General features: G+C 67.4%; 23 protein-coding genes. 4 read left to right on the top strand and 19 right to left on the bottom strand.

What is annotated here, in order from left to right:
• Window positions 1–360: 360 nt before the first annotated feature.
• On the bottom strand, window positions 361–1,833 hold the full coding sequence (locus tag ACODSU_RS10780; RefSeq protein ID WP_488842263.1) for an amidase: 1,473 nt from the start codon (window positions 1,831–1,833) through the stop codon (window positions 361–363).
• 124 nt (window positions 1,834–1,957) lie between these two features.
• On the opposite strand from ACODSU_RS10780, the gene ACODSU_RS10775 reads away from it, so the two are divergent.
• Both ACODSU_RS10775 and nth read left to right on the top strand, forming a co-directional pair.
• Window positions 1,958–2,896: a LysR family transcriptional regulator gene (locus tag ACODSU_RS10775; protein ID WP_488842261.1), complete on the top strand. Its 939-nt coding sequence runs from the start codon at window positions 1,958–1,960 to the stop codon at window positions 2,894–2,896.
• Window positions 2,897–2,926: 30 nt separating this feature from the next.
• Window positions 2,927–3,565, top strand: coding sequence for an endonuclease III (nth, locus tag ACODSU_RS10770; protein ID WP_488842440.1), 639 nt, complete (start codon window positions 2,927–2,929; stop codon window positions 3,563–3,565).
• An 89-nt stretch (window positions 3,566–3,654) separates the two neighbouring features.
• Here nth and ACODSU_RS10765 read toward each other — a convergent pair whose 3' ends face one another.
• The 8 genes from ACODSU_RS10765 to ACODSU_RS10730 all read right to left on the bottom strand — a co-directional run bounded on the left by ACODSU_RS10765 (window position 3,655) and on the right by ACODSU_RS10730 (window position 10,279).
• Window positions 3,655–4,047: a type II toxin-antitoxin system death-on-curing family toxin gene (locus tag ACODSU_RS10765; protein ID WP_060987605.1), complete on the bottom strand. Its 393-nt coding sequence runs from the start codon at window positions 4,045–4,047 to the stop codon at window positions 3,655–3,657.
• Complete coding sequence (locus ACODSU_RS10760) at window positions 4,044–4,268, bottom strand: AbrB/MazE/SpoVT family DNA-binding domain-containing protein (protein WP_056169497.1); 225 nt, start codon at window positions 4,266–4,268, stop codon at window positions 4,044–4,046. The genes ACODSU_RS10765 and ACODSU_RS10760 overlap by 4 nt, the downstream gene beginning before the upstream one ends.
• A 53-nt stretch (window positions 4,269–4,321) precedes the next feature.
• Window positions 4,322–5,068: an aspartate/glutamate racemase family protein gene (locus tag ACODSU_RS10755; protein WP_110961142.1), complete on the bottom strand. Its 747-nt coding sequence runs from the start codon at window positions 5,066–5,068 to the stop codon at window positions 4,322–4,324.
• Window positions 5,069–5,091: 23 nt separating this feature from the next.
• Entirely contained in the window at window positions 5,092–5,856 is a 765-nt protein-coding gene (locus ACODSU_RS10750) for a GntR family transcriptional regulator (RefSeq protein WP_488842258.1), read from the bottom strand.
• A gap of 13 nt (window positions 5,857–5,869) precedes the next feature.
• Window positions 5,870–6,763: an ABC transporter permease gene (locus ACODSU_RS10745; protein ID WP_488842256.1), complete on the bottom strand. Its 894-nt coding sequence runs from the start codon at window positions 6,761–6,763 to the stop codon at window positions 5,870–5,872.
• A 1-nt stretch (window position 6,764) separates the two neighbouring features.
• The gene (locus ACODSU_RS10740) at window positions 6,765–7,679 is read right to left on the bottom strand and encodes an ABC transporter permease (protein ID WP_488842255.1); all 915 of its coding nucleotides are present in this window, start codon (window positions 7,677–7,679) and stop codon (window positions 6,765–6,767) included.
• Between the two features lie 175 nt (window positions 7,680–7,854).
• Window positions 7,855–9,147: an ABC transporter substrate-binding protein gene (locus tag ACODSU_RS10735; protein ID WP_488842253.1), complete on the bottom strand. Its 1,293-nt coding sequence runs from the start codon at window positions 9,145–9,147 to the stop codon at window positions 7,855–7,857.
• Window positions 9,148–9,208: 61 nt separating this feature from the next.
• Window positions 9,209–10,279: an ABC transporter ATP-binding protein gene (locus ACODSU_RS10730; RefSeq protein ID WP_488842251.1), complete on the bottom strand. Its 1,071-nt coding sequence runs from the start codon at window positions 10,277–10,279 to the stop codon at window positions 9,209–9,211.
• Between the two features lie 249 nt (window positions 10,280–10,528).
• Between ACODSU_RS10730 and ACODSU_RS10725 the strand changes: the two genes are divergently transcribed.
• On the top strand, window positions 10,529–11,662 hold the full coding sequence (locus tag ACODSU_RS10725) for a GGDEF domain-containing protein (RefSeq protein ID WP_488842250.1): 1,134 nt from the start codon (window positions 10,529–10,531) through the stop codon (window positions 11,660–11,662).
• Between the two features lie 21 nt (window positions 11,663–11,683).
• Here the strand turns inward: ACODSU_RS10725 and cobT are convergent, their stop codons facing one another.
• Window positions 11,684–12,748, bottom strand: a complete 1,065-nt coding sequence (gene cobT, locus ACODSU_RS10720; RefSeq protein WP_476017597.1) for a nicotinate-nucleotide--dimethylbenzimidazole phosphoribosyltransferase — start codon at window positions 12,746–12,748, stop codon at window positions 11,684–11,686.
• On the opposite strand from cobT, the gene ACODSU_RS10715 reads away from it, so the two are divergent.
• Window positions 12,747–13,535, top strand: a complete 789-nt coding sequence (locus tag ACODSU_RS10715) for a class I SAM-dependent methyltransferase (RefSeq protein ID WP_488842247.1) — start codon at window positions 12,747–12,749, stop codon at window positions 13,533–13,535. The two genes, cobT and ACODSU_RS10715, sit on opposite strands and share 2 nt — an antisense overlap.
• Window positions 13,536–13,566: 31 nt before the next feature.
• Here ACODSU_RS10715 and ACODSU_RS10710 read toward each other — a convergent pair whose 3' ends face one another.
• Genes ACODSU_RS10710 through ACODSU_RS10670 form a run of 9 tightly spaced genes read right to left on the bottom strand, consistent with a single transcriptional unit; the run spans window position 13,567 to window position 23,974 of the window.
• The gene (locus ACODSU_RS10710; RefSeq protein ID WP_488842439.1) at window positions 13,567–15,021 is read right to left on the bottom strand and encodes a cobyric acid synthase; all 1,455 of its coding nucleotides are present in this window, start codon (window positions 15,019–15,021) and stop codon (window positions 13,567–13,569) included.
• A 35-nt stretch (window positions 15,022–15,056) separates the two neighbouring features.
• Window positions 15,057–15,449, bottom strand: coding sequence for a DUF3037 domain-containing protein (locus tag ACODSU_RS10705; protein ID WP_488842245.1), 393 nt, complete (start codon window positions 15,447–15,449; stop codon window positions 15,057–15,059).
• The gene (locus ACODSU_RS10700; protein WP_291446125.1) at window positions 15,436–16,230 is read right to left on the bottom strand and encodes a HipA family kinase; all 795 of its coding nucleotides are present in this window, start codon (window positions 16,228–16,230) and stop codon (window positions 15,436–15,438) included. Before ACODSU_RS10700 ends, ACODSU_RS10705 begins: the two co-directional genes overlap by 14 nt.
• The gene (locus tag ACODSU_RS10695) at window positions 16,227–17,297 is read right to left on the bottom strand and encodes an aminotransferase class I/II-fold pyridoxal phosphate-dependent enzyme (protein WP_488842243.1); all 1,071 of its coding nucleotides are present in this window, start codon (window positions 17,295–17,297) and stop codon (window positions 16,227–16,229) included. The genes ACODSU_RS10700 and ACODSU_RS10695 overlap by 4 nt, the downstream gene beginning before the upstream one ends.
• A complete protein-coding gene (gene cbiB / locus ACODSU_RS10690; protein ID WP_488842438.1) occupies window positions 17,294–18,271 on the bottom strand; it encodes an adenosylcobinamide-phosphate synthase CbiB in 978 nt (325 codons plus the stop codon). Before cbiB ends, ACODSU_RS10695 begins: the two co-directional genes overlap by 4 nt.
• A gap of 39 nt (window positions 18,272–18,310) precedes the next feature.
• On the bottom strand, window positions 18,311–18,880 hold the full coding sequence (gene cobO / locus ACODSU_RS10685; protein WP_488842241.1) for a cob(I)yrinic acid a,c-diamide adenosyltransferase: 570 nt from the start codon (window positions 18,878–18,880) through the stop codon (window positions 18,311–18,313).
• 29 nt (window positions 18,881–18,909) lie between these two features.
• Window positions 18,910–23,127 carry a cobaltochelatase subunit CobN gene (gene cobN / locus ACODSU_RS10680; RefSeq protein WP_488842239.1) on the bottom strand — a complete coding sequence of 1,406 codons (4,218 nt, stop codon included), beginning with the start codon at window positions 23,125–23,127 and terminating at the stop codon, window positions 18,910–18,912.
• Window positions 23,124–23,510, bottom strand: coding sequence for a DUF2149 domain-containing protein (locus ACODSU_RS10675; protein WP_488842237.1), 387 nt, complete (start codon window positions 23,508–23,510; stop codon window positions 23,124–23,126). The genes cobN and ACODSU_RS10675 overlap by 4 nt, the downstream gene beginning before the upstream one ends.
• Window positions 23,507–23,974, bottom strand: a complete 468-nt coding sequence (locus ACODSU_RS10670; protein ID WP_008906167.1) for a hypothetical protein — start codon at window positions 23,972–23,974, stop codon at window positions 23,507–23,509. Before ACODSU_RS10670 ends, ACODSU_RS10675 begins: the two co-directional genes overlap by 4 nt.
• Window positions 23,975–23,990: the final 16 nt, after the last annotated feature.

Here is a 23,990-nt window from a genome sequence, read left to right as displayed (position 1 = left end):
GCTCTCCAGAAAGCACGTTGACAAAAGCGAGGGGGGTAACGGTGTGGGACGGAACGGCGAGCGGCCAGGCCCTTAGAAGCTGTTCAAGATCTTTTCGAGGTCGCACAAGTCCCTTGCCGGGATGGGATGCAAGGCGCAGCGCGCGGCCAATAGCCTGTGCTATTGGCAAGCGGTGCAACGCCGCAGACCGCCCGGCAAGGCACTTGCCCGAAGGGTTGGAGTGAAATCGGGCCGATGAATTTGGAGTTTTGGCGCCCCGGCCGCTTGCATGGGCATGAGCCCATGCGGCGCACCCGAAGCATCCACTCATCACGATTGCACTCCAATGCGATCCCCGAAAAGATTTTGAACAGGTTCTTATCAATCCAGCAACGGACTGCGCTGGCGCGCATACCCACTGGCCTGGTCGTAGGCGTGGCCGATCTGCAATACGGCGGCGTCAGACTGCGCTGGGCCGATGATCTGCAGACCCGCAGGCAGGCCGCTGGGGCCGAAACCTGCAGGGGCCGCCAGCGCGGGCAGCCCGGCCATGGTGGCGGGCACCACGGCCTCCATCCAGCGGTGGTAGGTGTCCATGGTGCGGCCGCCGACTTCGTGCGGCCAGTCCAGATCGGCATCGAAAGGAAAGACCTGCGCAGCGGGCAGCACCAAAAAATCGAATTGCTCGAACAGGCCGCGTAGCACCTGGTACCACGCGCTGCGCACGCGGGCCGCGTCGTACACCTGCAAGGCAGTCAGGCGCATGCCGCGCTCGATCTCCCAGACCGCCTCGGGCTTGAGCAGCGCATGGGTCGCCGGGTTGCGGTACAGGGCCGCATTGGCGCCCGCCACGCTGAAGCTGCGCAGGTCGATCCAGGCGTTCCACAGCTGCTTCAGGTCGAACGCGGGCACCACCGACTCCACCGTGCAGCCCACGGTGCGAAAGTGCTCCAATGCCTGCTCGCAGGTGGCCAGCACGCCGGGCTCGGTGGGCAGGTGGCCACCCAGGTCATCCAGCCAGCCGATGCGAGCCCCGCGCCAGTCGCGCTCCAGCGGCTGGCCCAGCAGCGCCACGTCCTCGTGCCGGCGCGTGAGCGGCAGGCGCGCATCAAAACCCGCCTGCACCGACAGCAGCAGCGCCAGGTCAGGGATGTTGCGCGCCATGGGCCCGGCCACGCTGAACTGCTGGAAGAACACTTCCTCCGTCGGCCCATGCGGCACGAGGCCAAACGAGGTGCGCAGCCCATAGACGTTGTTGAAGGCCGCTGGCGTGCGCAGCGATCCCATCATGTCCGAGCCATCCGCCACGGGCAGCATGTGCAGTGCGACGGCCACGGCCGCCCCGCCGCTGCTGCCACCTGCCGATACGGCCGGGTTGTGGGCATTGCGCGTGGTGCCGTACACCGGGTTGTAGGTGTGGCCACCCAGACCGAACTCCGGCGAGTTGCTGCGGCCAATGAACAGTGCGCCGCCTGCGCGCATGCGCTCGAACACCACCGCATCCGTGGCCGAGACCTGCCCGGCAAAGATGGGCGAGCCCCGCGTAGTGACCATGCCCGCAGCGGGCATGATGTCCTTGGGCGCCTGCGGAAAACCGTGCAGCGGACCCAGGCTCTCGCCGCGCGCCAGTTGCGCATCGCGCTCCGCCGCCTGCGCGCGCAGGACGTTGCGGTCCACCATTGCCACCAGGGCGTTCACCACGGGGTTGAGACGGTCCACCTGGGCCAGGTAGGCATCCAGCACCTCGGTGCAGGAGACCTCCCGAGCATGGATGGCGCGCGACAGGCCGGTGGCCGTGTAGTCCACGATGCGGCTGGGGGTGTCGCCTGGGGGGACGCTGATTGCAGAAGGCATGGGTGCTAGGCCCGGTGAATGTGTCATTTGCAAGTCAGCATAAGCAGCCCGCTGCGTTTCGACAATCAACGATTTCTGGGGTTATCTTTGCGTTTTATGCAATTCATACCCCAAAAGGCCGCCCATGCTCTCCAGCCGCTTGCAGGACACCGCGCTGCGCTACTTTCTGGAGGTGGTGCGCAGCGGCTCGGTCAGCGAGGCCGCCACGCGCCTCAATGTGTCGCCCTCGGCCGTAAGCCGCCAGGTGGCTGCGTTGGAAGACCTGCTGGGCGTGCCGCTGTTTGACCGGCGCCCGCGCGGCATGGCGCCCAGCGCCGCGGGCGAGCTGCTGGCCGCCCATGCCCGGCGCGGCGCGCTGGAGGCCGACCGCGTGGTCTCCGACATCCAGGCGCTGCAGGGCCTGCGCACGGGGCTGGTGCGCATCTGCAGCTCTGCGGGTTTTGCCATCGAGTTCCTGCCCCGCGTGATGGCGCAGTTCCGCCTGCAGTACCCCGGCATCCAGTTCCACCTGCGCGTGGCCAGCCCCGCAGCTGTGACCGTGGCGGTGCTCAACGGCGATGCAGACATTGGCCTGACCTACAGCCGCTCGGCCGAGCGGGACATCACCGTGCAGCACCGCCAGGCCGCGCCCGTCATTGCCATCATGCGGCCTGACCACGCGCTCGCACGCGCCCACTCCGTCACGCTGGCGCAGATGCACGCCTACCCCATCGCCCTGCCCGAGCGGGACAACACCGTGCGCCAGCTGTTCGACATTGGCTGCAGCCAGCGGGGCCTGGTCTTTGAGCCCGCGCTGGTGTGCAACCACTTCGAGACGCTGATGCACTTTGTGCTGCATGGCGGCGGCCTGTCCATCTCGGGCGAGGTGACGGTGCGCGACCGGGTGCAGCGCGGCGAGCTGCACGCCGCCCAGATCCGCGAACCCGGCATGAGCGCCCGCGCCGCCGAGCTGCAGACCCTGAGCGGCCGCACCCTGCCCGCTGCGGTGCGGATGTTCCTGGAGTTTTTGCGGGCGCAGCTGCGGGACAATGCGCCACCGGCCACGCCCGCCAAAAAAAAGTAAGCCCCCCGCCCCACCCCGCCAACGATGATGATGAAAACCGCCCAGATCGAGCCCTTCTTCTCCACCCTCAAGGCGGCCAACCCCATGCCCAATACGGAGCTGGAATACACCACGCCGTTCGAACTACTCGCCGCCGTGCTGCTGTCGGCCCAGGCCACCGATGTGGGCGTGAACAAGGCCACGCGCAAGCTGTTCCCCGTGGCGGGCACGCCGCAGGCCATCCTGGACCTGGGGCTGGAGGGGCTGGAGGGTTACATCAAGACCATCGGCCTGTACCGCACCAAGGCCAAGAACCTGATGGAGACCTGCCGCATCCTGGTAGAGCAGCACGGCAGCCAGGTGCCCCGCACGCGCGAAGCGCTGGAGGCCCTGCCCGGCGTGGGCCGCAAAACGGCGAACGTGGTGCTGAACGTGGCCTTTGGCCAGCCCACGATGGCGGTGGACACGCACATCTTTCGGGTGAGCAACCGCACCGGCCTGGCGCCAGGCAAAAACCCGCTGGCGGTGGAGCTGCAACTGATGAAGCGCGTGCCCACCGCCTACGCAGTGGACTCGCACCATTGGCTCATACTGCTGGGCCGCTATGTATGCCAGGCGCGCAAGCCGCGCTGCTGGGAATGTGTGGTGAGCGAGTATTGCGAATACAAGCCGAAGACGCTGGCGCCCTGAGTCAGCAGGCACAGTATTTTGCTATTATTTTTATAGCTTATAGCGCTTTCTGGATAGGCGATAGAGCCCAAAAAAGCTTCTAATTTCACTCAACGGGCTACGGCGTGCTCCCGCAGCCAGGCGGCAAACGCCTCTTCGGTGATGTCGCCTGCGGCAACGGCGAGCATGGTCAGCACACACGACGCGTCATCGGCAGTGAGCGCCCAACCATTCAGGCGCAAAAAAAGCTCTGCGGCTACAAAGCCCGTGCGCTTGTTGCCATCGACGAACGGATGGTTGCGCGAGATGCCGTATCCATAAGAGGCCGCTAGCGCCGCAACATCTGGCGGAGGCTCTCCGTAGTGGCTCAGATGCAGTGGTTTGCCCAATGCTGAATCGAGCAAACCAGCGTCCCGTACACCCACACCGCCACCGTGCTCAGCCAATTGCATTTCATGGATGGCGACGATGACGGCACGGTCCAGCCAGACCCACTGGCTCATTTGGCCAGCTCGTGCAAGACAGCGCGGCGCTCTTTCATGATCTCGCGCGCCACGCGCATCTGGGCTTCAAATTCAGGGTTATGCGTCGTGATGCGCAAGCCGTCGGGCGACTCCGTCACATACAGCTCATCGCCTTTCTCCAACTGCAATCGCGCCAACAGTTCCTTCGGAAAAATAGCGCCGACGGAGTTACCGACCTGGGTGAGTTTGAGGGTGTGCATGGCATGCATTCAAGTAATTACAAACGTAATACTAAACTTCCCCCTGGGCGCAGTCAAACCACCCCTGCCAGCCCCAAAGTCGCCATCTCCCGCGACACCCCCGCCCACGCCACATCAAACCCAGCCACCTTGCGCTCCGGCGGCACGGGGTGCGCGCGCAGCGCCCAGGTGGCGCCTGCCACCACGCTGTCGATCACGGGTACCGACACCTGGGGCTGCACGGCGGTAGCCATGCCTGCCAGACCGGCGCCGCCCAGAATGACGGCCTGCACGCCCATCTGGCGCACCACGTCGCGGCAGGCCTGGGCCAGCAAGGCACGGGCTGCTTCGGGGTCAGCCGCCAATTGGGCGCCCGTGGGGGCCACCGTGTGAATGCCTGCCAACGCGTGGGCGTGGCCCAGCGCCTGAGCCAGGCGCTGCAGCATGGGGCCCCAGCGCTCGCCGCCGGTGACGATGGCAAAACGCCCGTGGCGCGCGGCCTCGATGAACGACGCTTCGGCCAGGCCGGTGACGGGCACGGGGCTGCTCTCGCGCAGCGCCATCAGCCCGGGGTCGCCAAAGCAGCCGATCAGCACCGCGTCGGGCGCAGGCTGCGGCTGTGCGATCTCATGCGCCCACACATCGAGCGCGGCGTGGGCTGCCACGGCGTAGCTCGCCTCGCACGCGATGTACGGTGCACCAAAGCGGGCCGTGGCCGTGCGCACCGCCACATGCGAGCCCGCAGCCCCTTGCACATGCCGCTGCAGCAAGGCACTGACATGGGCCGACATGTTGGGGTTGATGACGAGCAGTTGGCGCATGGAGGAAGGATGTGAAAAGCGAGTCAGGCCCCGCCCAGCAACCGCGCCAGATCGGGCGCCTCTGCCGCAGGCGGCGTGAACTCCAGCTGCGATTCGATGCGCGCCAGGTGCGCCAGCATCAGCCGGGGCGCTTCGCGCGCATCGCGCAGGCGAATGGCATCGATCAGCGCCCGGTGCTCACGGCAGCCGCAGGCGGTGGCCTCTTCGCGGGTCTGGGCATGGCTGGGGCTGTAGGTCATGAGGATGAGCGAGGTGCGCGAAACCAGCTCGCGCAGGATGCGCCCCAGCGTCTGGTGCCCTGCTGCCTGAGCGATGTGCAGGTGAAAGTCGCCCGAGAGGCGGATGGCGCGGCGCATGTCGCCGCTGGCGCGGGCGGCCTCTTCGTCATCGATGCAGGTGCGCAGAGCGGCGATGTCGGCATCGGTGGCGTTGGCGATGAACAGCTCGACCAGGCGCGGCTCCAGCAGGCGGCGGGCCTCGAACACTTCCAGCGCCTCCTGCGGCGTGGGCTGTGCGATGGAGGCGCCCCGGTTGGGCGTGAGCGTGACCACCTGCTCGTTGGCCAGTCGCACCAGCACGGGGCGCACGCGCGTGCGTGACACGCCAAATGCAGCGGCCAATTTGTCTTCCACCAGCTTGGTTCCGGGGGGCAGCCGGTGGTCCAGGATGGCCGAGACCATGCGGTCGTACATGTCGTTGTCGCTGAGTTGACCGGTGGTGTCGGGCTGAACAGGCGGTTCGGTGACCGCAACGCGCGCGCGCCGGGGCTTGGGGAGGGTGGTCGTCATAAGGGTGCCGTTTTTACCCCGAACGGCCCTTGCGCCTGCGGCCCAAAGCCCACACCAGTGCCAGCGTGATGCCCATCACCGCGAACGACACCACGGTGGTGACGGTACCCAGCGCGTAGATGGACGGCGTGGTCACGGTGCTGGTCAGCCCTTGCAGCTCCAGCGGCAGCGTGTTCACATCGCCAATGGCTTGCGAGGTACGGGCGATCTCGTCCCAGCTCAACGTGAAGCCGAACATGCCAATGCCCACCACCGACGGCGCGATCAGCGGCAGCACCACATGGGCAAAGCCCTGCCAGGGGGTAGCGCCCAGGTCGCGCGCGGCTTCTTCGTACGCGGGGTTGAAGCGGTTGAACACCGCAAACATGATGAGCAAGCCAAACGGCAGCGTCCATGTGAGGTGCGCGCCCAGGGCCGAGGTGAACAGGCCGAGCGAGGTGCCGTAGCCCTCCAGCGCGCCCTCCATCCCAAGCCACTCCAGCGCGGCCTTGATGCCGTTGTCGATGAGCCGGAACTCCAGCCCAATGCCCAGCGACACAATGATGGACGGCATGATGAGGCTGGCCACCACGATGAAGAACAAGGTGTTACCGCCCGCCAGCCGCTTGCGGAAAGCCAGCCCGGCCAGCACCGACAGCACCACCGTGCACAGCATCACGGCCACGCCCAGGCCCAGCGAGCGCCACAGCGCCGCGCCAATGTCCACCACGCCCAGGCCTTCGGCCAGCTTGGCGAACCAGTGCAGCGATACGCCGCGCATCGGAAAGGTGAGCCCGCCGTCGGGGCCCTGAAAGCTCAGGATGAAGATGACGAACATCGGCCCGTACATGAACAGCACGAACAGCGCAAAGACAATGGCCAGGGGCCAGAAGCTGGCGGGGCGGGTTTCGCGGATGCGGGTGGTCATCTCACAGCTCCTTGCGGATATCGACGAGGCGCGTGAGGCCCCAGATGATCATCAGCACCACGGCCAGCAGGATCACGGCATTGGCCGCAGCCAGCGGGAACTGCAGGTACGACGTCTGCACCTGGATGATCTTGCCCACAGACGCGATCTGCTGCCCGCCCATCACGCCGATGGTCACAAAGTCGCCCATCACAATGGTGAGCACGAAGATAGAGCCGATGATGATGCCGGTGCGCGACAGCGGCACGATCACGTTCCACAGCGTCTGCCAGCCACTCGCGCCGCTGTCGCTGGCGGCTTCGATGAGGCTTCGGTCGATGCGCATCATGCTGTTGAAGATGGGAACGATCATGAACATGGTGTACAGGTGCACAAAGGCGAGCACCACAGAGAAGTCGGAGAACAGCAGCCACTCGATGGGCGTCTCGATGAGGTTCATGCCCATCAAGGTTTGATTCACCAACCCGTTGCGCCCCAAGAGCGGCACCCACGAGATCATGCGGATCACGTTCGACGTCCAGAACGGAATGGTGCACAGCACGAACAGCAGCGTCTGCATGCCGGGCGACCGCACATGGAAGGCCAAAAAGTAGGCCACGGTGAAGCCAATCACCAGCGTGATGAGCCACACCAGCACGCTGAACTTGAGCGTGGACCAGTACGTCTTGAGCGTGACGCACAGGCCGTCTGATACGTCGACGCAGCCCTCAAAGATGGACACGTAGTTCTTGAACGTGAACCCGGGCAGCAGCTCATAGTCGTTGAAATCCCAGAAGCTGACCATCACGATCAACGCCAGCGGGACGATGAAGAACAGCGCAAACACCAACGTGAACGGCGCTGCCTGCCACCAGGCGGCAATGCTGCGGCCTGGGACGGCAGCAGCGGGTAAGGATGGTGTGGTGGTCGTGCTCATGGTGTTTGCATTCAGAAATCAACAGCGCCGCACGCTGCCTTCGAAACCGGCGCGGCCAAAGGCCAGTGCCCCCGTGCAAGGGCCGCCCCGCCGCACCGGGGGGCGTCCCCCTCCCGAACCGCGCAGCGGTTCGAGAGAGGGGTGAGGGCGCTCAACGCCTCAGGGGGTGCCTACCTTATGCCGCGACAAACTCGTTCCACTTCTGCACCATGTAGTTGTTCTCATCCATGATCGCGTTCCAGCACGCAATGCCGCCCATGCGCGATTCATAGCTGCCGCCGTCGCGCACCGCACCGGCCTTGGCCAGCACATCGCCGTTCGGGCTCTTGATGTCTTGCGTAGCGGGCTTGCCTTCCATCCAGTAGGCCCACTCGTAGGCTTCCATCTTGGCCTTGGCGGTTTCCAGCACGGCGCTGTAGTAGCCCTGGCGGTTGAGGTAGGCACCAGCCCAGCCGTCCAAGAACCAGTTGATGAACTCGTAGGCGCCATCGAGCTTGCGGCCGCTCAGCGTGGTGGGCAGGCCAAAGCCCGCAGCCCAGGCACGGTAGCCTTCTTTGAGCGGCTGGAAGTTGCAGGCGATGCCTTTGGTACGCACGGCGGTGACGGCAGGGCTCCACATCGACTGGATCACCACTTCGCCCGATGCCATCAGGTTCACCGACTCATTGAAGTCCTTCCACAGTGCGCGGAACTGGCCCTGCTTCTTGGCTTCGATCAGGGTCTTGATCGTGAGATCAATCTCCTTCTTGGTCATGTTGCCCTTGTCGGGGTACTTGTAGATGCCCATGGCCTCGACCACCATGGCGGCGTCCATGATGCCAATGGAGGGAATGTTCAGGATGGCGGCCTTGCCCTTGAATTCGGCGTTCAGCAGCTCGGCCCAGGAGTTGATGGGGCGCTTGATCAAATCGGGGCGGATGCCCAGCGTGTCGGCGTTGTACACGGTAGGGATCAGGCTCATGAACTGCGTGGGCGCGGTCGCAAACTTCTTGGACTTTTCGCCTTCCAGGTAGATCACCTTCTTGGGCGCGGTGCCCTGGTCGCCCACGGCCTTGCCTGCCACCATGCCGGTGGTGAACAGCGTGGTGATCTTGTCGGCATTCTTGATGCGCTTGGTGTCGATGCCCTTCAAGTTGCCCGTGGGCACGATCTTCTTGAGCGAGAAGTACTCGGTGTCGATCAGGTCAAAGCTGTTGGGAGCGGTCACGGCGCGCTTGGTCACGTCGTCGGTGGTCACGGCCACGTACTGGATCTCGATGCCGGTGTCGGCCTTGAACTTCTCGGCGATCGCCTTGTCCTGGTTCACCGCCGTGCCCAGGTAGCGCAGCGCGATCTTCTCCTGCGCATGCACGGCCGGGAACATGCCGGCAGCCAGGATGCCTGCCGTGCCCTTGAGCAGCGAGCGGCGCGCCACTCCAGTGGCATCGGAGACAACAACAGGGGAATCAGCACGGGAAGCATCGGACATGGGAAAACTCCTTGGGTTGCGGAAGGGGACGGGTGGAAAAAGAGGTAAAGCGGCGGCGCGGTCAGGCGGCGACGGCCACTGCGGGAGCGGGCACGGACAGCGGGTGCGCCTGGTCGGGCGTCCAGTGCAGTTGCACGCCCTGCCCCACCTGGTAGGGCTGCGCGGCAAAGGCGGCTTCAGACACCATCACCGAGTACGCCGCCGTGGCGTTGGCCGACAGGGCCACGCCCTGCTTTTGCAAGCCCAGCAGCACGTAGGTACCCTGGTACTCCACGTCGGTCACCACGGCCTGCATGCGCTGGGCGCCCCAGGGCAGCTCGGCGTGGGCGGGGGCGATCTGCAAGTGGTCGGTGCGCACGCCCACCTTGCCTTCGGGCGTGTCAATCACGTTGTGCCCACCCATGAAGCGCGCCACGAATTCGCTGGCGGGCCGGTTATAGACCTCGTGCGGGCTGCCCACCTGCTCGATCACGCCGTGGTTCATCACCACCATGGTGTCGGCCAGGGCCATGGCCTCTTCCTGGCTGTGGGTCACATGGATAAACGTCAGGCCCAGCTCTTTTTGCCAGCGGCGCAACTCGGCACGCATCTGGATGCGCAGGAAGGGGTCGAGCGCGGACAGCGGCTCGTCGAGCAGCAGCACACGCGGCTGGGTGATCAGGGCCCGCGCCAGCGCCACACGCTGCTGCTGCCCGCCGGAGAGTTCTGCGGGCTTGCGCTCGGCCAAGTGCCCCAGGGCCACGCGCTCCAGCAGGTCGCGCGCCTTGGCCTGGCGTTCGGCCTTGGCCACGCCTTTCATCTTCAGGCTGAAGGCCACGTTATCCAGCGCCGAGAGGTGCGGAAACAGCGCAAAGCTCTGGAACATCATGGCCGTGCCGCGTGCGGCGGCGGGCAGGTCGGTGATGTTGCGGTTTTCCAGCAGGATGTCGCCGCTCGTCACCGATTCGTGCCCAGCGATCATGCGCAACGTGGTGCTCTTGCCGCAGCCCGAAGGCCCCAGCAGGCAGCAGTAGCTGCCACTGGCAATGCGCAGGTTGATCGCATCCACGGCGGGCTTGCCTTGGGCGTAGCGTTTGGTCAGCGCCACGATTTCAATGGCGGCGGAGGTGGGCGCAGGGTGGGTGCTTTGCATGGCGTATGCCCTACGCAAGGCCCATGCCAACTTTGTACACAATGTTTTATGAACTTTGCATACAAAATGCACCAACACGGCGCACATTGCCGCCCCATACCGGTCCACACCCGCGCTGCCCCTGGTCCAACCTCGGGCAAACCATGCACCGAAACAGCGCTGAGCACTGCGGGTGCGTGGCTATACTGGCCTCGCCTTTGAAACAATTTATTACGTAGGCACGTCCTCCCCCCTCCTCTTGCCTGCCGCATGACGAACCTCGACCCGCGCTCCATGATCGCCCTGGCGGGTTTCATGTCTGCCGTCATGGCCCTGGTGCTGCTGTTCATGCGGCGGCACTACCCGCCCAGCATCCGGGGCGTGGGCGGATGGGCGGCGGCGCCATTGCTGTGGCTGCTGTCCACCGTGCTGTTTGGCGCGCGTGGCGCCATCCCCGACTGGCTGGGCCTGGTGCTGGCCAACCAGTTGCTGGTGCTGGGCTCGGTCACTTATTACATGGGCACCCGCCAGTTCATGGGCCAGCCCGCCACCTGGCGCACCTGGAACTGGGTGATGGCCGGCACCACGGTGGTGTTTGCCTGGCTGACCTACGGGTGGCCCAACTATGCCGTGCGGGTGGGATTTTTCACCGTGGTGATGGGGGCGCTGTACGCCGCGCAACTGCGCTTCATGCTGCGCCACGGGGGGCGCAACTTCCCGGTGCGGCTGGTGGAGGTGATGCTGGGCCTGCACATGCTGGTACTGGGGGTCAGGCTGGGTTCGATACTGGCAGGGCACGCGGGCAACGACCTGATGGAGCCCTCGCTGTTCCAGACTCTGTACATCGGTGCCTATGCGCTCACCGTGCTGATGTTGTCCATTGGCGCGGTGCTGATGGCCACAGACCGCTTGCGCACCGAGCTGGAGCATCTGGCCACCTATGACTCGCTGACCCAAACCCTCAACCGCCGTGCCTTGCTGCAGCGCTGCGAGGACGAGCTGGAGCGCGCGCAGCGCTACGGCGGCGGTCCGTCCATCATGATGGTGGACCTGGACAACTTCAAGGCGGTGAACGACACGCGCGGCCACCAGCACGGCGATGCGGTGCTGGTGCACTTTGCCGAGCGCACCCGCCAGGTGCTGCGCCGCGCCGACCGCCTGGGTCGCTACGGGGGCGATGAATTTCTGGTGCTGCTGCCGGGAGCCGACGCGCAAGCGGCCCTGGCCGTGGCCCAGCGCATCCACGCCACGCTGGCCTCGGGGCACCCGCTGGACTGCGAGGTGAGCATCGGGCTGACCAGCTGGACCGGGCCACAAGAAACCCTGGACGCCATGCTCTCCCGCGCCGATGCCGCCCTCTACCGCGCCAAGGAAGAAGGCCGCAACCGCACTGTGGTGGGCTGAAATCTCTTCCAGTAAGGCGACTCAGGCCGTCTGCGTGGCCACACCGGCCGATTCAAAACTCGCCATCTCGCGCAGCACGGCACAGGCCGATTGCAGCAACGGCCAGGCCAGCGCCGCGCCCGAGCCCTCGCCCAAGCGCAAGCCCAGGTCCAGCAGAGGCTCGGCCTGCATCTGTTCCAGCATCAGGCTGTGGCCCCGCTCGCCCGAGCGGTGGGCGAACACACAGCGCTGCAGCACCTGCGGCGCGATGCGGCTTGCCACCAGCACGGCCGCGCTGGTGATAAAACCGTCCACCACAATCACGCGCCGCTCGGCCGCTGCCTGCAGCACCGCGCCCACCAGCGTGGCCACTTCATAGCCGCCCAGCGCGGCCAGGGCATCCAGCGGGCTGGTGGCGCCGGCATTGGCGTCCAGCGCCTGCTGCAACACCGCGCGCTTGCGTTCGATGCCTGCGGCATCCAGCCCGGTTCCCGCGCCCGTCACCTCGGCCAGCGGCAGCCCTGCCAGGCGCGCCAGCAGCAGCGATGCCACCGAGGTGTTGGCAATGCCCATCTCGCCCAGCAGCAAGGCGTTACCCGGCAGCCCACGCACCACCTCCACCCCGTTGGCCAGCGCCTGTGCACATTGCTCGGCGCTCATGGCCGGGCCGACGGAGGCGTCTTGCGTACCCGGTGCCACCTTGCGCAGCAACAGGCGCGGCTGGCCAGGTGCTGCATCGCGCGCAGCAATGGGCTTGGCCACGCCACAGTCCACCACCGTGAGGCCCAGGCCATGCTGGCGGGCCAGCACGCTCACGGCCGCGCCACCCGCCAAAAAGTTCTCCACCATCTGCCAGGTCACATCGCTCGGGAACGCCGAGACACCCCGCGCGGCCAAGCCGTGGTCGCCCGCGCACACCAGCATCTGGGGGGCATGCAGCACGGGGGATTCGGTGCCCAGAATCACGCCCAGGCGCAACGCCAGGCGCTCCAGCAGGCCCAGCGAGCCCAGGGGCTTGGTCTTGTGGTCAATGACGTGCTGCAGGCGGCTGGCCAACGCGGCATCATGCAAGTCAGCAACGGATGGAAGTACGAAAGGTGAGGTCATGGTGATGGAGAACACAAAGAACGCCGTGCACAAAGCGGCACAGCAGGGTTTTGAAAAAGAGGCGCAGGCCTATGCGCGCGGCAGGCCGGACTACCCGGCGGCGCTGTCGGCCTGGCTGGCACAGGCCTTGGGCTTGGGCCCCGGCCGCGAGGTGGCCGATGTGGGTGCGGGTACTGGCAAGTTCACCGCACTGCTTGCGACCACCGGGGCCACGGTGGTGGGGGTGGAGCCCGTGGACGCCATGCGCGCCAAGATCGATGCCCTGCAACTGCCCACGGTGCGCGCCATGGCGGGCACGGCGCAAGCCATTCCGCTGCCATCTGGCAAGCTGGATGCCGTGGTCTGTGCGCAGGCCTTCCACTGGTTTGCCACCCGCGAAGCCCTGGACGAATTCCACCGTGTGCTGCGCCCGGGCGGCAAGCTGGGCCTGGTGTGGAACGTGCGCGATGAGTCGGTGGACTGGGTGGCCGAGCTCACCACCATCATCACGCCCCACGAGGGCGATGCCCCGCGCTTCTACAAGGGCGACTGGCGCAAACCCTTTCCACACCCCGGTTTCGGCCCATTGGTCGAGACCCGGCTGACCCACGAGCATGTGGGGCCACCCCAGCAGGTCATCGTGGACCGTTTCATGTCGATCAGTTTTATCGCGGCCCTGCCGGATGCTGAACGCGCCAAGGTGCGCGCCCAGATCGAGGCTTTGATAGCCCGACACCCCGCGCTGCGCGGGCAGGACACCGTGCGCTTTCCGTACACCACCCTCGCCTGCCACTGCGAACGGGTGTGAGGGGCTGAATGGCGCCACGGTATCCGGCACGCTAAGGCGCTACCAGCGCATCCAGCACGCCCGGTGTGAAGCTGTTGCCCAGGAAGCCTGCGAGTCCGTCAAACACACTGTCCAGCGTGGGCACCTGCGCGCCAAACAGCGCGTGCAGCACCGCAGCATCCTCAAACAAGCCGTGCAGGTACACGCCCAGCACATTGCCCGACGGGTTCTGCCAAGCAATACCCGGGATGACCTCGCGCGCCACATCGCCCTTGGCAGCCATGGCCGGGTGCTGGGCCGTCTGGCCGTGGTGGATTTCGTAGCCGGTGGCGGGCACACCGGCCAACGCCGCCCAGGCGCCCTGCATAGCACCAAACTGCGCCTGTGTGCGTTGCACGGTCTTGGCAACCTCGAAGGTGGTGACCAGGGGCAACAAGCCCAGGCCCGGCGCATTGCCGTCGATGCCAGCGGTGTCAATCAGCGCCTCGCCCAGCATCTGCAGGCCACCACACACGCCCAGCACCCTGCCGCCCTGCCCCGCGTGCTGGGCAATGGCCTGGTCCAGCCCTTGCACGCGCAGCCAGGCCAGGTCGGCGGCGGTGGACTTGGAGCCGGGCAGCACCACCCAGTCGGTGGTCTTGAGGCCCGCCAGGTCGGCCGGGCTGCGCGCCCAAAGCAGGCGCACGCCGGGCACGTTCTTGAGCGGCTGGAACTCGTCGAGGTTGCTGATGCGCGGGTAGGCGATGACGGCCACAGTGGTGTGCACGGCGCCTGCGGACAAGGTGCGGTCGTCAAACACGCCGTCTTCCTCCGGCAGCCCGTGGCGCCACTGCATGGGGATGGTGGCCACGGTGGGCACGCCGGTCAGCTCTTGCAGCATCTGCGGCGCAGGCGCCAGCAGGCTGGCATCGCCGCGAAACTTGTTGAGTACAAAGCCTTGGATCAGCGCGCGCTCGTCCTCGGGCAACAGTGCCCAGGTGCCGTACAGGTGGGCGAACGCGCCGCCCCGGTCGATGTCCGTCACCAGCAGGCAGCGCGCATCGGCATGGCGGGCCACACGCATGTTCACGATGTCGCTGGCGTGCAGGTTGATTTCGGCGGGCGAACCGGCGCCCTCAATCACCACCACGTCGTTCTCGGCGCGCAATGCATCGAGCGCTGCGGCGATCTGCGGCCACACCTTTTCGCTGCGGCCGCGCCAGGGCATGGCCGTGAGCTCGGCACTCACCTGCCCCATCAGCACGACCTGGCTGTGCGTGTCGGCCTCGGGCTTGAGCAGCAGCGGGTTCATGCGCACCTCAGGCTCGGCACGCGCAGCCAGGGCCTGGAAATACTGCGCGCTGCCGATTTCACCCATCACACCCGCAGGGCCCGACACCACACGCGCGTTGTTGCTCATGTTCTGCGCCTTGAACGGCGCCACCTTGAGGCCCAGGTTGCTGTAGTAGCGGCACAGCGCGGTGGTGAGCCAGCTTTTGCCGGCGCCGCTGGTGGTGCCCAGCACCATCACGCAGCGGGCCAGTGGGGAGGATAGGGTCAAAGTCACGGCAGTGGGCGGACCATGCGGTCCATGATGTGTTCGAGGGCTGCCGCCGCATCGATGCAGCGGCCGGTGTGCACAGGCGAGGTCTGGATGATGGCGCTGCGTTTGGCGGTGAGCCAGTGAAAGCGCTGGCGATACGGCAGGCGCGCAATGGGGCCACAGCCTTCGTCGCCCGCACAGATGGCCACGATGGCGGCCAGGTGGCGGCGCACGGTGTCGATGTCGGCATGCGGGTCCATGGCCAGCAGCCGCGCTTCATCGAGCGCGATGGCAGCCTGCAAAAAGCCGGTGCGCTGGCACGACAGGATCACGCCCACGTTGATGAATTCCTCGCGCTCCACGCGCGGCACCACGCGCACGATGGCGTAGTCGTACACCTCAGGCGTGTGCATCGACGGCCTCCTTCAACGCATTCACCCAGATGGCACGCCCGGCCAGGCGGGCGCAAAAGTAGTCCACATAGGCCTGGCGGTGGGTGGCGGCGGCGGTCAGCAGACCTTCTTCGTGGTCGGCACCAGCCAGCAACAAGAACTCGTCGGGCACCTCGGCCAGGATGCCGGCCACCACCTCGGGCGTGAGGCGTGCGGCCAGCTCCTCATCCACCTGCGCGAGCAGCGTGGCACGGGCCAGCAGCACATGGTCGGCAATCGGTGCAAAGGGTTTCGCGGGCTGCACCACCGTGCCGTTCCACGCGTGGTGAAAGGTCAGCGCGGCGCCATGGTCGATTAGCCAGGGCTGGCGGTGCCACATCAGCAGATTGGTGTTGCGCGCAGTGCGGTCCACATTGCCCACCAGCGCGTCGAACCACACGAGGCGGGAGGCGAAGTCATCGGACACCACATCCACCGCCGGGTCGAAGTTGAGCGCACCCGACAGGTAATCCAGCCCCACGTTCAGGCCACCGCTAGCGCGCACCAGGTCCTGGATCTCGGGGTCGGGCTCGGTCTGCGCCAAGGCAGGGTCGAGCTGGGCCAGCACGATCTCGGGCACGGGCAGGCCCAGCGCACGGGCGATGCCGCCGGCGATCATCTCGGCCAGCAGTGCGCGCACGCCCTGCCCTGCGCCGCGGAACTTGAGCACGTAGGTACCCAGGTCGTCGCCTTCGACGATGGCAGGCATGGAGCCACCTTCACGCAGCGGCGTGACGTAGCGATTGACGGTGATGGTTCTCACAAGGTCTCCCTCGATCCGATGGAATGCGGGATGGTACGGCCCGGCAGTGCCTGCCATGCAGCCCGCAGCGCGTCTTGTGCGGCGGGCGCAAGCACCCCCAGGCGCACGGTGCCAGGCAGGCCGAACGATGTGGCGTCGCGCAGCTTGATGCCACTGGCGCGGAGCGCAGCCAGATCGCTCTGCAACGTGTGGGTAGCGGGCTGCGCGCAGAAATAGTTGGCCAGGCTGCCTGCGTGCACAGCCCAGCCCAGATCGGTGCACAGCGTCTGCTGGCGCGCCTTCCAATCGCCCAGAGTGCGCAGGCTGTGCACCAGCCATTGCTGCACGGTGGTCTGCGTCCACGCCTGCAGCAGTGCCACGCCGTGGGCGCCCACAGGCCAGGAAGACGCCAGGGCCGTCAGCCCCAGCGCCTGCTCTTCACAGTCTGGCGGCGCAATCGCATAGGCGGCACGTACACCCGTCAGCCCCAGGGCCTTGTTGGGGGTCCAGAGCTGCCAGCAGGCCGAGGGCATGAGCGGCGACGGCGCGCCAGCCCATGCGCCCTCCGCGCCGAGCCGCAGGGGGACATACGCGCAGTCGAGCACACGCCAGGCAACGTCGGCATCACTTTGTCGCCAACCGCGCAACGAGGGATCTTCCACACCCAGAGGGCTGGAGGGCTCGCACGCCCATTGCAGGCCCGCTGCGGCGCCGCCGCCCCGCAGCACCTCCAGCCCGCGCACCTGCGCGGCCTGGGCGTAGTCGCCATAGCTGTGTGGCGGCACGGCCACCTGCACCGCGCCCTGCTGTGCGGCCAGCGCGGTGATGCGGTGGATGAACTCGCTGGCACTGGCCGCCAGAACGATGCGCCTTGGGGATACACCGTGGAAGGTGCCCAGGGCCTCGCGCAGCGCCGTGTAGGCCGGGTCGGGGTAGCGCGTGGCGTCGGCCGCCTGCACGGCGTGCAGCGCCTCGGGGCATGGCCCGCAGGCGTTGCTGTTGGTCGAGAAATCAAACACCGGAACGCCCGCGGCGTCCGGGCCACCGTGCAACGGCGTGGGCGCAGAGCAACGACGCGGCGAGCTCATGCATGCGCCCAAGCAAACACCACCAGCACCAGCAACTGCAGGCCCGCCACCACTGGCACCATGGCCAGCACCACCTGCGTGCCCAGGCGTGCAGCGCGCCGCGTATCGAGCGGCCCCGCCCTGCGGCCCTTGCTGTGCAGCGTGTACACCCCGGGCTTGGCCAGGCGCACATTCAACGCCAGTGCCATGGCCGCCATGGGCCAGCCGCTATTGGGCGATGGCGTCTTGCGCGCCTGGCGGGCCAGCGTGGAAAACGGCAGTCCCCTGGCGACTACCGCCAGCAACAAGGCGGTGATGCGGGCCGGCACCCAAGACAGCACATCGTCCGCCCGCGCCGCCCATTTGCCCGCCCATTGCCAGTAGCGCCCGCTGCGCATACCGGGGTAACCCCACATGGCGTCGGCCGTATTGGCCAGGCGGTAGAGCGCAGCGCCCGGCAGGCCCAGCAGCGCAAACCAGAACAGCGGCGCCACCACGGAATCATTCAGGTTCTCGGCCAGCGACTCGATGGCCGACTCGCGCACCTGCACGGCGGTGAGAGCGCTCACGTCCCGGCTCACCAAGCGAGCCAGCTGCGCGCGCCCGGCGGGCAGCGACTGGCCCAGCGCCACCTCCACCGCGAGCACCTCGTCGTGCAGCATGCGCCAGGCCAGCAAGGGCTTGAGCAAAAACGCCAGCATCACCAGGGCCAGCCAGGCCATCAGCATCAAGGCCGCATGTTGCAGCCACCAGGAAAGTATCAAAACAATAGCAGCCAAGGCAATCCACACTAGCGCTCCCAGCCAAAACCGCCGAAAGTCCTGTGCTACAGGCGTCAGCGGGGCCACCCACTCGCCGCCCCGGTGCAAGGCCGTGCCCATCCACACCACCGGATGCCAGCGCGCTGGCGGCTCACCCAGCCACCAGTCGATGGCCAGCGCCAGCAGCGGCACGCCCAGGCCCACGGCCGCAGCGGGCCAGGCCCAGGTGGGCATCAGCAGGAAAAGCCAGGGGGTGGACACGAGGGCCAGGCCCTAGTCTTCAATGCCGCGCTGCGCAGGAATGCCTGCCTTGAACGCGTGCTTGACCATCTGCATCTCGGTCACGGTGTCGGCCAGCTCGATGATCTCGGGGGGGCAGCGGCGGCCGGTGAGGCACACGTGCACGTCTCGGGGCCGCTCGCGCAGCGTCTGCAGCACGCCGTCGAGCGGCAGCCAGCCGTAGATCAGCGGGTAGGTGATCTCGTCCAGCACCACCAGAAAATGCGCGCCCGACAGGATGGCGGCGCGCGCCTTTTCCCAGCCGTCGCGCGCGAGCTGGGCCGAGTGCTCCAGGTCCTTGCTCTTCCAGCTGAAGCCGTCCCCCAGCCCCTCGATGGGCAGGCCAATCTGCTCGAACATGCGGTGCTCGCCAAAGCGCGCGGTGGGCACCTTCATGAACTGGAAAATCTTCACGGCCTTGCCCCGGCCATGGGCGCGCAGCGCCAGGCCAAAGGCGGCCGTGCTTTTGCCCTTGCCGTCGCCGGTGTTGACGATAACAAGGCCCCGGCGTTCGCCCTCGGGCTTTTCGTAGCGTTTTTCGGTGGGCGGGGTTTCGATCTGCATGGTGTCGATTCTTTCAGAGAGGCCAGGCATCACACGCCGGCCGGTTGCAACGGGGAAGACAACGAGGACGGACGGCGCGCCTGCCACGCGGCGCCCGCCATCGCCACCAGAGCCATGACCAGCAGGGCCACGATGCCCGCCATGCGCTCCACGGGTCTGGGCTCGGTGGCGCTGTCAGAAGGGGCTGGCTCCGGCTGGCGCTCCAGCAACACGCCCATGGCAGGCACGGCGGGCGCAGAGGGTGGTGCTTCTGCCTGTGCGGGCGGCGCGGGCAGGTCAGCGGCGGCGGGCACGGGCTGTGGCGCTGCCAGGGCTGGCGACTGCGGCGCGGCAATGGCCATGCCTGCAGGCGGGGTCAGCTTTACGGATTCACCACGAGCCGCTCGCTCCACCCAGCGGCGCACGCTGGGCAGCTCGGCCGCCAGCGGCGCGGCGCGTGTCAGATCCTGGTACAGCTGCGCGATCTGCTTTTGCGCATCGGCATCGGCCTGCCAATAGCCCTGGCGCTGGGCCTGCACCAGGCGTTCCAGCGACTGGGCATAGGCCTGTGGATGCTCTTTGAGCCACTGGGGCAGGCCCAGCTGGTGCTTGTCGCGCACCAGCACGTCATAAAAGCTCTGCCAATGGTCGCTGCGCACCGTGTCGGGCGCGACGGCCTGCCAGCCCCACGCGAACTGCACGGCCTTGAGCAACTGCAGCGTGCCCGCATAGCCCTCGGCCTTCTGCGCCTGGAGCCAGCCGGGATGCAGGTAGCGCGACTGCATCTCCAGCGCAATGGCGCGCTGCGCGGTCTCTGTAGTGGGCTCGCCTGCATCCTGCAGCTGGGCCACATGCAGCTCCAGCCCCTGCGCACGCCCGGCCACGCGGGCGGCCGCTGACATGCCGCCCAAATACTGGAACGGATCGTCCGAGCTGACCATGGCGTACAGGTGCGAGCTGCGCGAGAGGATGGCCGCGTCCGTGCGGCGCAGGTGGGCACCCAAAGCCTTGGCCGCTACACCGCCCGCAACGCCCGTCACCGGCTCGCCCTCCAGATAAGGCTGGCTCATGCGTTCGAGGAACATCTGGCCCAGGCGCGCATCGTTGGTCTGCAGGCCGTCGCTTTGCACCGCGTCCGACAGGCCGGTGCCATAGTCACCCACCGCATTGCCGAACGCGCGCACGCGCGCCAGTTGCTCGGCCTGCGCGCGGGGCACGCCTTGCTTGCGCAGCTCTTGGCCGATCTGCGCGGTGTTGCGAGCGATCACGTTGCCGGGCTCGGCCGTGGCGGCCTGGGCCACCGCACGGTCCAGCAGCGCCATCAGCGCGGGAAACTGGTCGCGGTAGGAGCCGGTGATGCTCATGAGCACATCGACGCGCGGGCGTTTGAGCTCGTCGGCGGGGATGGTCTCGACGCGCACCGGGCGGCCCGAGTCGTCCCACACCGGGCGCATGCCCAGCGCCACGAGCGCCTGCGCTTCCATGATGCCCTGGTGGCGCAGCGTTTCGCCCGCCCAAAGCGACAGCGCCATGCGCTCTGGCGCCTGGCCGCCATGGCGCGCCTGGTAATCCTTGAACCAGTCGTTGAACAGCGTCTGCGCCACGGCATAGGCCTGGCGTGTGGGCAGGCGGCTCGGGTCCAGCCCCGTGAGGTTGCGGCCTGTGGGCAGGCTGTCGGGGTTGCGGATGGGGTCTCCGCCGTAGGCTGCGGGCAGGTAGCGGCCCTCCAGCGCGGCCAGCAAGCCGGGCAGCTCGCCCTCGGTGGCCAGCAGGCGCTCCAGCTCTTGCGCGCGCTGTGCCAGTTGCAGCAGCGCGGGCGTGTCGATGGGTTGGCGCGCTGCGCGGTTGGGCACATGGTCTTCGGCGCGCACCAGGCCGTCCTGTGCTGGCGGCGCGTCAGGCAGCGCGGGGCGCAGGTCCAGCACGCTGGCGGCCTGCGCGTCGGTCAGCGCCACTTCCAGCCAGCGTGCAGGGCGTGCAGCCAGCACCGCGTCGTGCTTGATCAGGAAGGCTTCGTCGATGTCTTCGCCCAGCGCCTCGATCAGCGGCTTGCGCAGCGCCTGCAGGATGGTCTCGCGCCGCTGCTCGGGCGCGGGCACGCGGCCGAACACGGCCAGGCCCTTGGGCTGCGAGCTTTGCGCGAGCTGGTCCAGATAGGGGTGCAGGATTTCAAGAAAGCCGTGGAAGTCGGCCGCGATGCGCTCGGCGCTCCAGCCCAGGTCGCGGTGCAGCTGGTGTTCCACAAACTGCGCCACCAGCTGCTTTTCGAGCGCGCGGCGCGTGGGGCCTTCGTCCACGGTTTCCCATTCGTGCATCACCTCGTGCATGTGGGCCATGCGCGCCTCGAAGCCTGCCGGGGCGAACACGGGCGTGCGGTGGCTCACCAGCACGGCGCGGCCCCGGCGCTTGGCCGTGAGGGCCTCGCCCAGGTTGTCCACGATGTAGGGGTAGACCACGGGCAGGTCGCCCAGGGGCAGCAGCGCGTCGTCGTGCACATCCAGCGCGCGCGCCTTGCCGCCCGCCCATTCCTGCGTGCCGTGGGTGCCGAAGTGGATGAGTGCATCGGCCTCCAGCTGCGCCCACAGGTACACGGCCAGGTAGTGGTGCGACAGCGGCGCGTTGCTCTTGTGCATGAACGGGTTCTGGCCCAGGCGCAGTGTTTCTTCGCGCGGGGGCTGGGGCAGCACTGAAAGATGACCCACCTGCAGGCGCGGGATGGCGAACACCTTCTCGCCCTGCCACTCGACCACGTAGCGGCTCTTTTCGGGAGTGCCCCAGTGCGCGTTCATGCGTTCGCGCACGGCCTTGGGCAAGGTGGCCAGATGCTGCTCGTAGCGCGCCAGCGGCAGCGCGGCGGCCTGGCCGCTTTGCAGCAGCGCGCGCACATCGGCGCCGGGGTAGTAAGCGGCCAGCAGCGGTTTGAGCCCATCGATCCAGCCCTGCTCGGGCACACGTTCGGTGCGGTAGCCCGCCTGGGCCAGGCCGCCAGAGACCTGCTCCAGGCTGCGTGGCACGTTGAGGAATGAGGCGCCGAAGTTGGTGCCACCCGGCGGGTAGTTGTAGACCATGGCCACCAGGCGCTTGTCGGCGGCGGGTTTCGTCTGCAGTGCGATCAACCGCCGCGCCTTCGCGGCCACAGCCTGGGCCTGGCGCTCGATGAGGCGAAAGTCCCGGCCCTCAGCGCCGTGGGCGGCTACCAGGACCGGGTCGATGGCACCCGCCGCCTCGGGCTGCGCCAGATAGAACGGCACATCGGACAGCGACAAGCCCGTTTCGCTGGCCTCCCACGCGGCGACATCCCCCGCACGGTAAGGCTGCGTGCCCAGCAGCGGCACGCCCCACCGGGCCAACAGCGGCTGCAGTGCGGCGGCCTGGGGCACCAGCTGGTGCAGCACCAGGGCCGAGGCATGCAGGCGGCCCGGGCCGGTGCCGCTTTCGGGGGGCAGCTCCAGCACCTCGGCCAGGGTTTGCGCCGTGACCTGCTGACCAAAGGCCGCATAAGCGAACAGACCCTGCTGGCGGAAGGTGCGCAGCCAGGCATCGAGCCACTCCGTGCTGCCGTCGATGAAGTGGTGGCGGTGCACCAGCACGGCCACGGCAGGCAGACTGCGCAGCGCGGGCTGACCCTGGCGCCAGGCCTCCAGCGCTGCAGCGTTGGGCAGCAGGCGGGGCGCGTCGGGGTGGTAGATGCCCCGGGGGGGCAGGATGTCGGGCGCGGGCAAGGTCGGCATCGCAACACCCGCCACCGTGGCGCGCGCCAGTGCGATGGCGTTCTTCAGGTTGCGCGGGCCGCCCGCCTGCAAGTAAGCCACCATGCGGGCTGGAACGTCCAGTGCTGCCAGATCGGCTGCAGGCGTGCCCGCAGGCACCCACACCACGCGGCCTGGCGTGCGGGCAGCAAGGGCATCCAACGCCGGGCCCGCCATGCGGCGCAAGCGCGCCTCCACGCTGGCATGCGGTGCATCCACCCACACCATGGCGGCGCCTGCCAGTGCGCGCTCCAGCTTCTGGGTCTGGGCCGCGTCCAGTACCGCCGGGCCGGCCAGCGGGTAGTCGATGTGCACAAAGCCCAGGCCCGCGTCGGAGGCCAGGCGCTGGACCATGGCCGTGCGCGGAGCGGTGGTGATGTCGGACGTGAGCCAGAGCAGCACCGGCGCTGTTTTATCAGCGCCGCCCGCTGCCAAGGCTTTCTCAGCCTGGACGGCATGCACCAGTGGCGCAGCCAGCAGCAGGCACCACAGTGCCGCGCGCAAGACCAGTGTCTTCATGGCTTGGCGGGTGCCGGCGTGGCGGCGCCACCCGCGCCACCGGCCGAAGCGCTGGCAGGAGCAGCGCCCGTTTCAGGGATGTAGACGATATTGCCGTCTTCCAGCTTGTAGGCCACGCCCGCGCGCACGCCCTGCCCTTGCGCTGTGCTGCCAGCGCCCTTGAAGCGCACTTCCTTGCCCTGCTCGCGCACGACCACTTCCATGTCGGGCTGGCCGGGGTTGCGGATGATGGTGACGCTTTCGTTGGCGCTGGTCTGGGTCTGCACGGCCACGGCCGTGAGCAGCGCCACCACCAGCACCAGGAACACGTCCACCAGGTTCACGGCGGACAGCATCGGATCGTCATCGTCCTCGGCCAGGACGTTCAAGTGGCGCAAGCTCATTGCGCCACCCCGCGCTCCTTGCGCACCACCAGCAGCTCGGCCAGCAGCCAGCGGCGGCGCACCGAGTACACCACCAGGCCCACCGACGCGGCGGCCAGCGCCAGCACCACGCCCGCAAAGGCGCCGCTGAAAACGGCGAGGGCCTGCTGGCCGTTGCCCGCCGCGACGCTCTGCAGCGCGGGGCCGAGTGGGATCATCGTGGCGATCAGCCCCAGCATGGGCGACAGGCGGCTGAGCAGGCGCACGGGCTCCACCTGGCGCACCAGTTGCAGCTCCAGCTCTTCCATCGACAAACCCGGAGCCACGCGCAGCGAACGGTACTGCGGCTGGCGCCAGCGTTGCCACGCCTCCATGAGCGTGGCGCCGCCCGACCACAGCGCGTAGACAAACGCCAGCCCCACCAGCACCAGCACCGGCCAGAGCAACGACTGCGCGACCTGCGAAAAACCCGATTCGATGTTCATGCTTCCACTCCCTCAA

The organism is Acidovorax sp. FG48 (assembly GCF_057809085.1).
The sequence above is the reverse complement of the archived record's forward strand: the minus strand, read 5'-3'. Positions and strand labels throughout refer to the sequence as shown.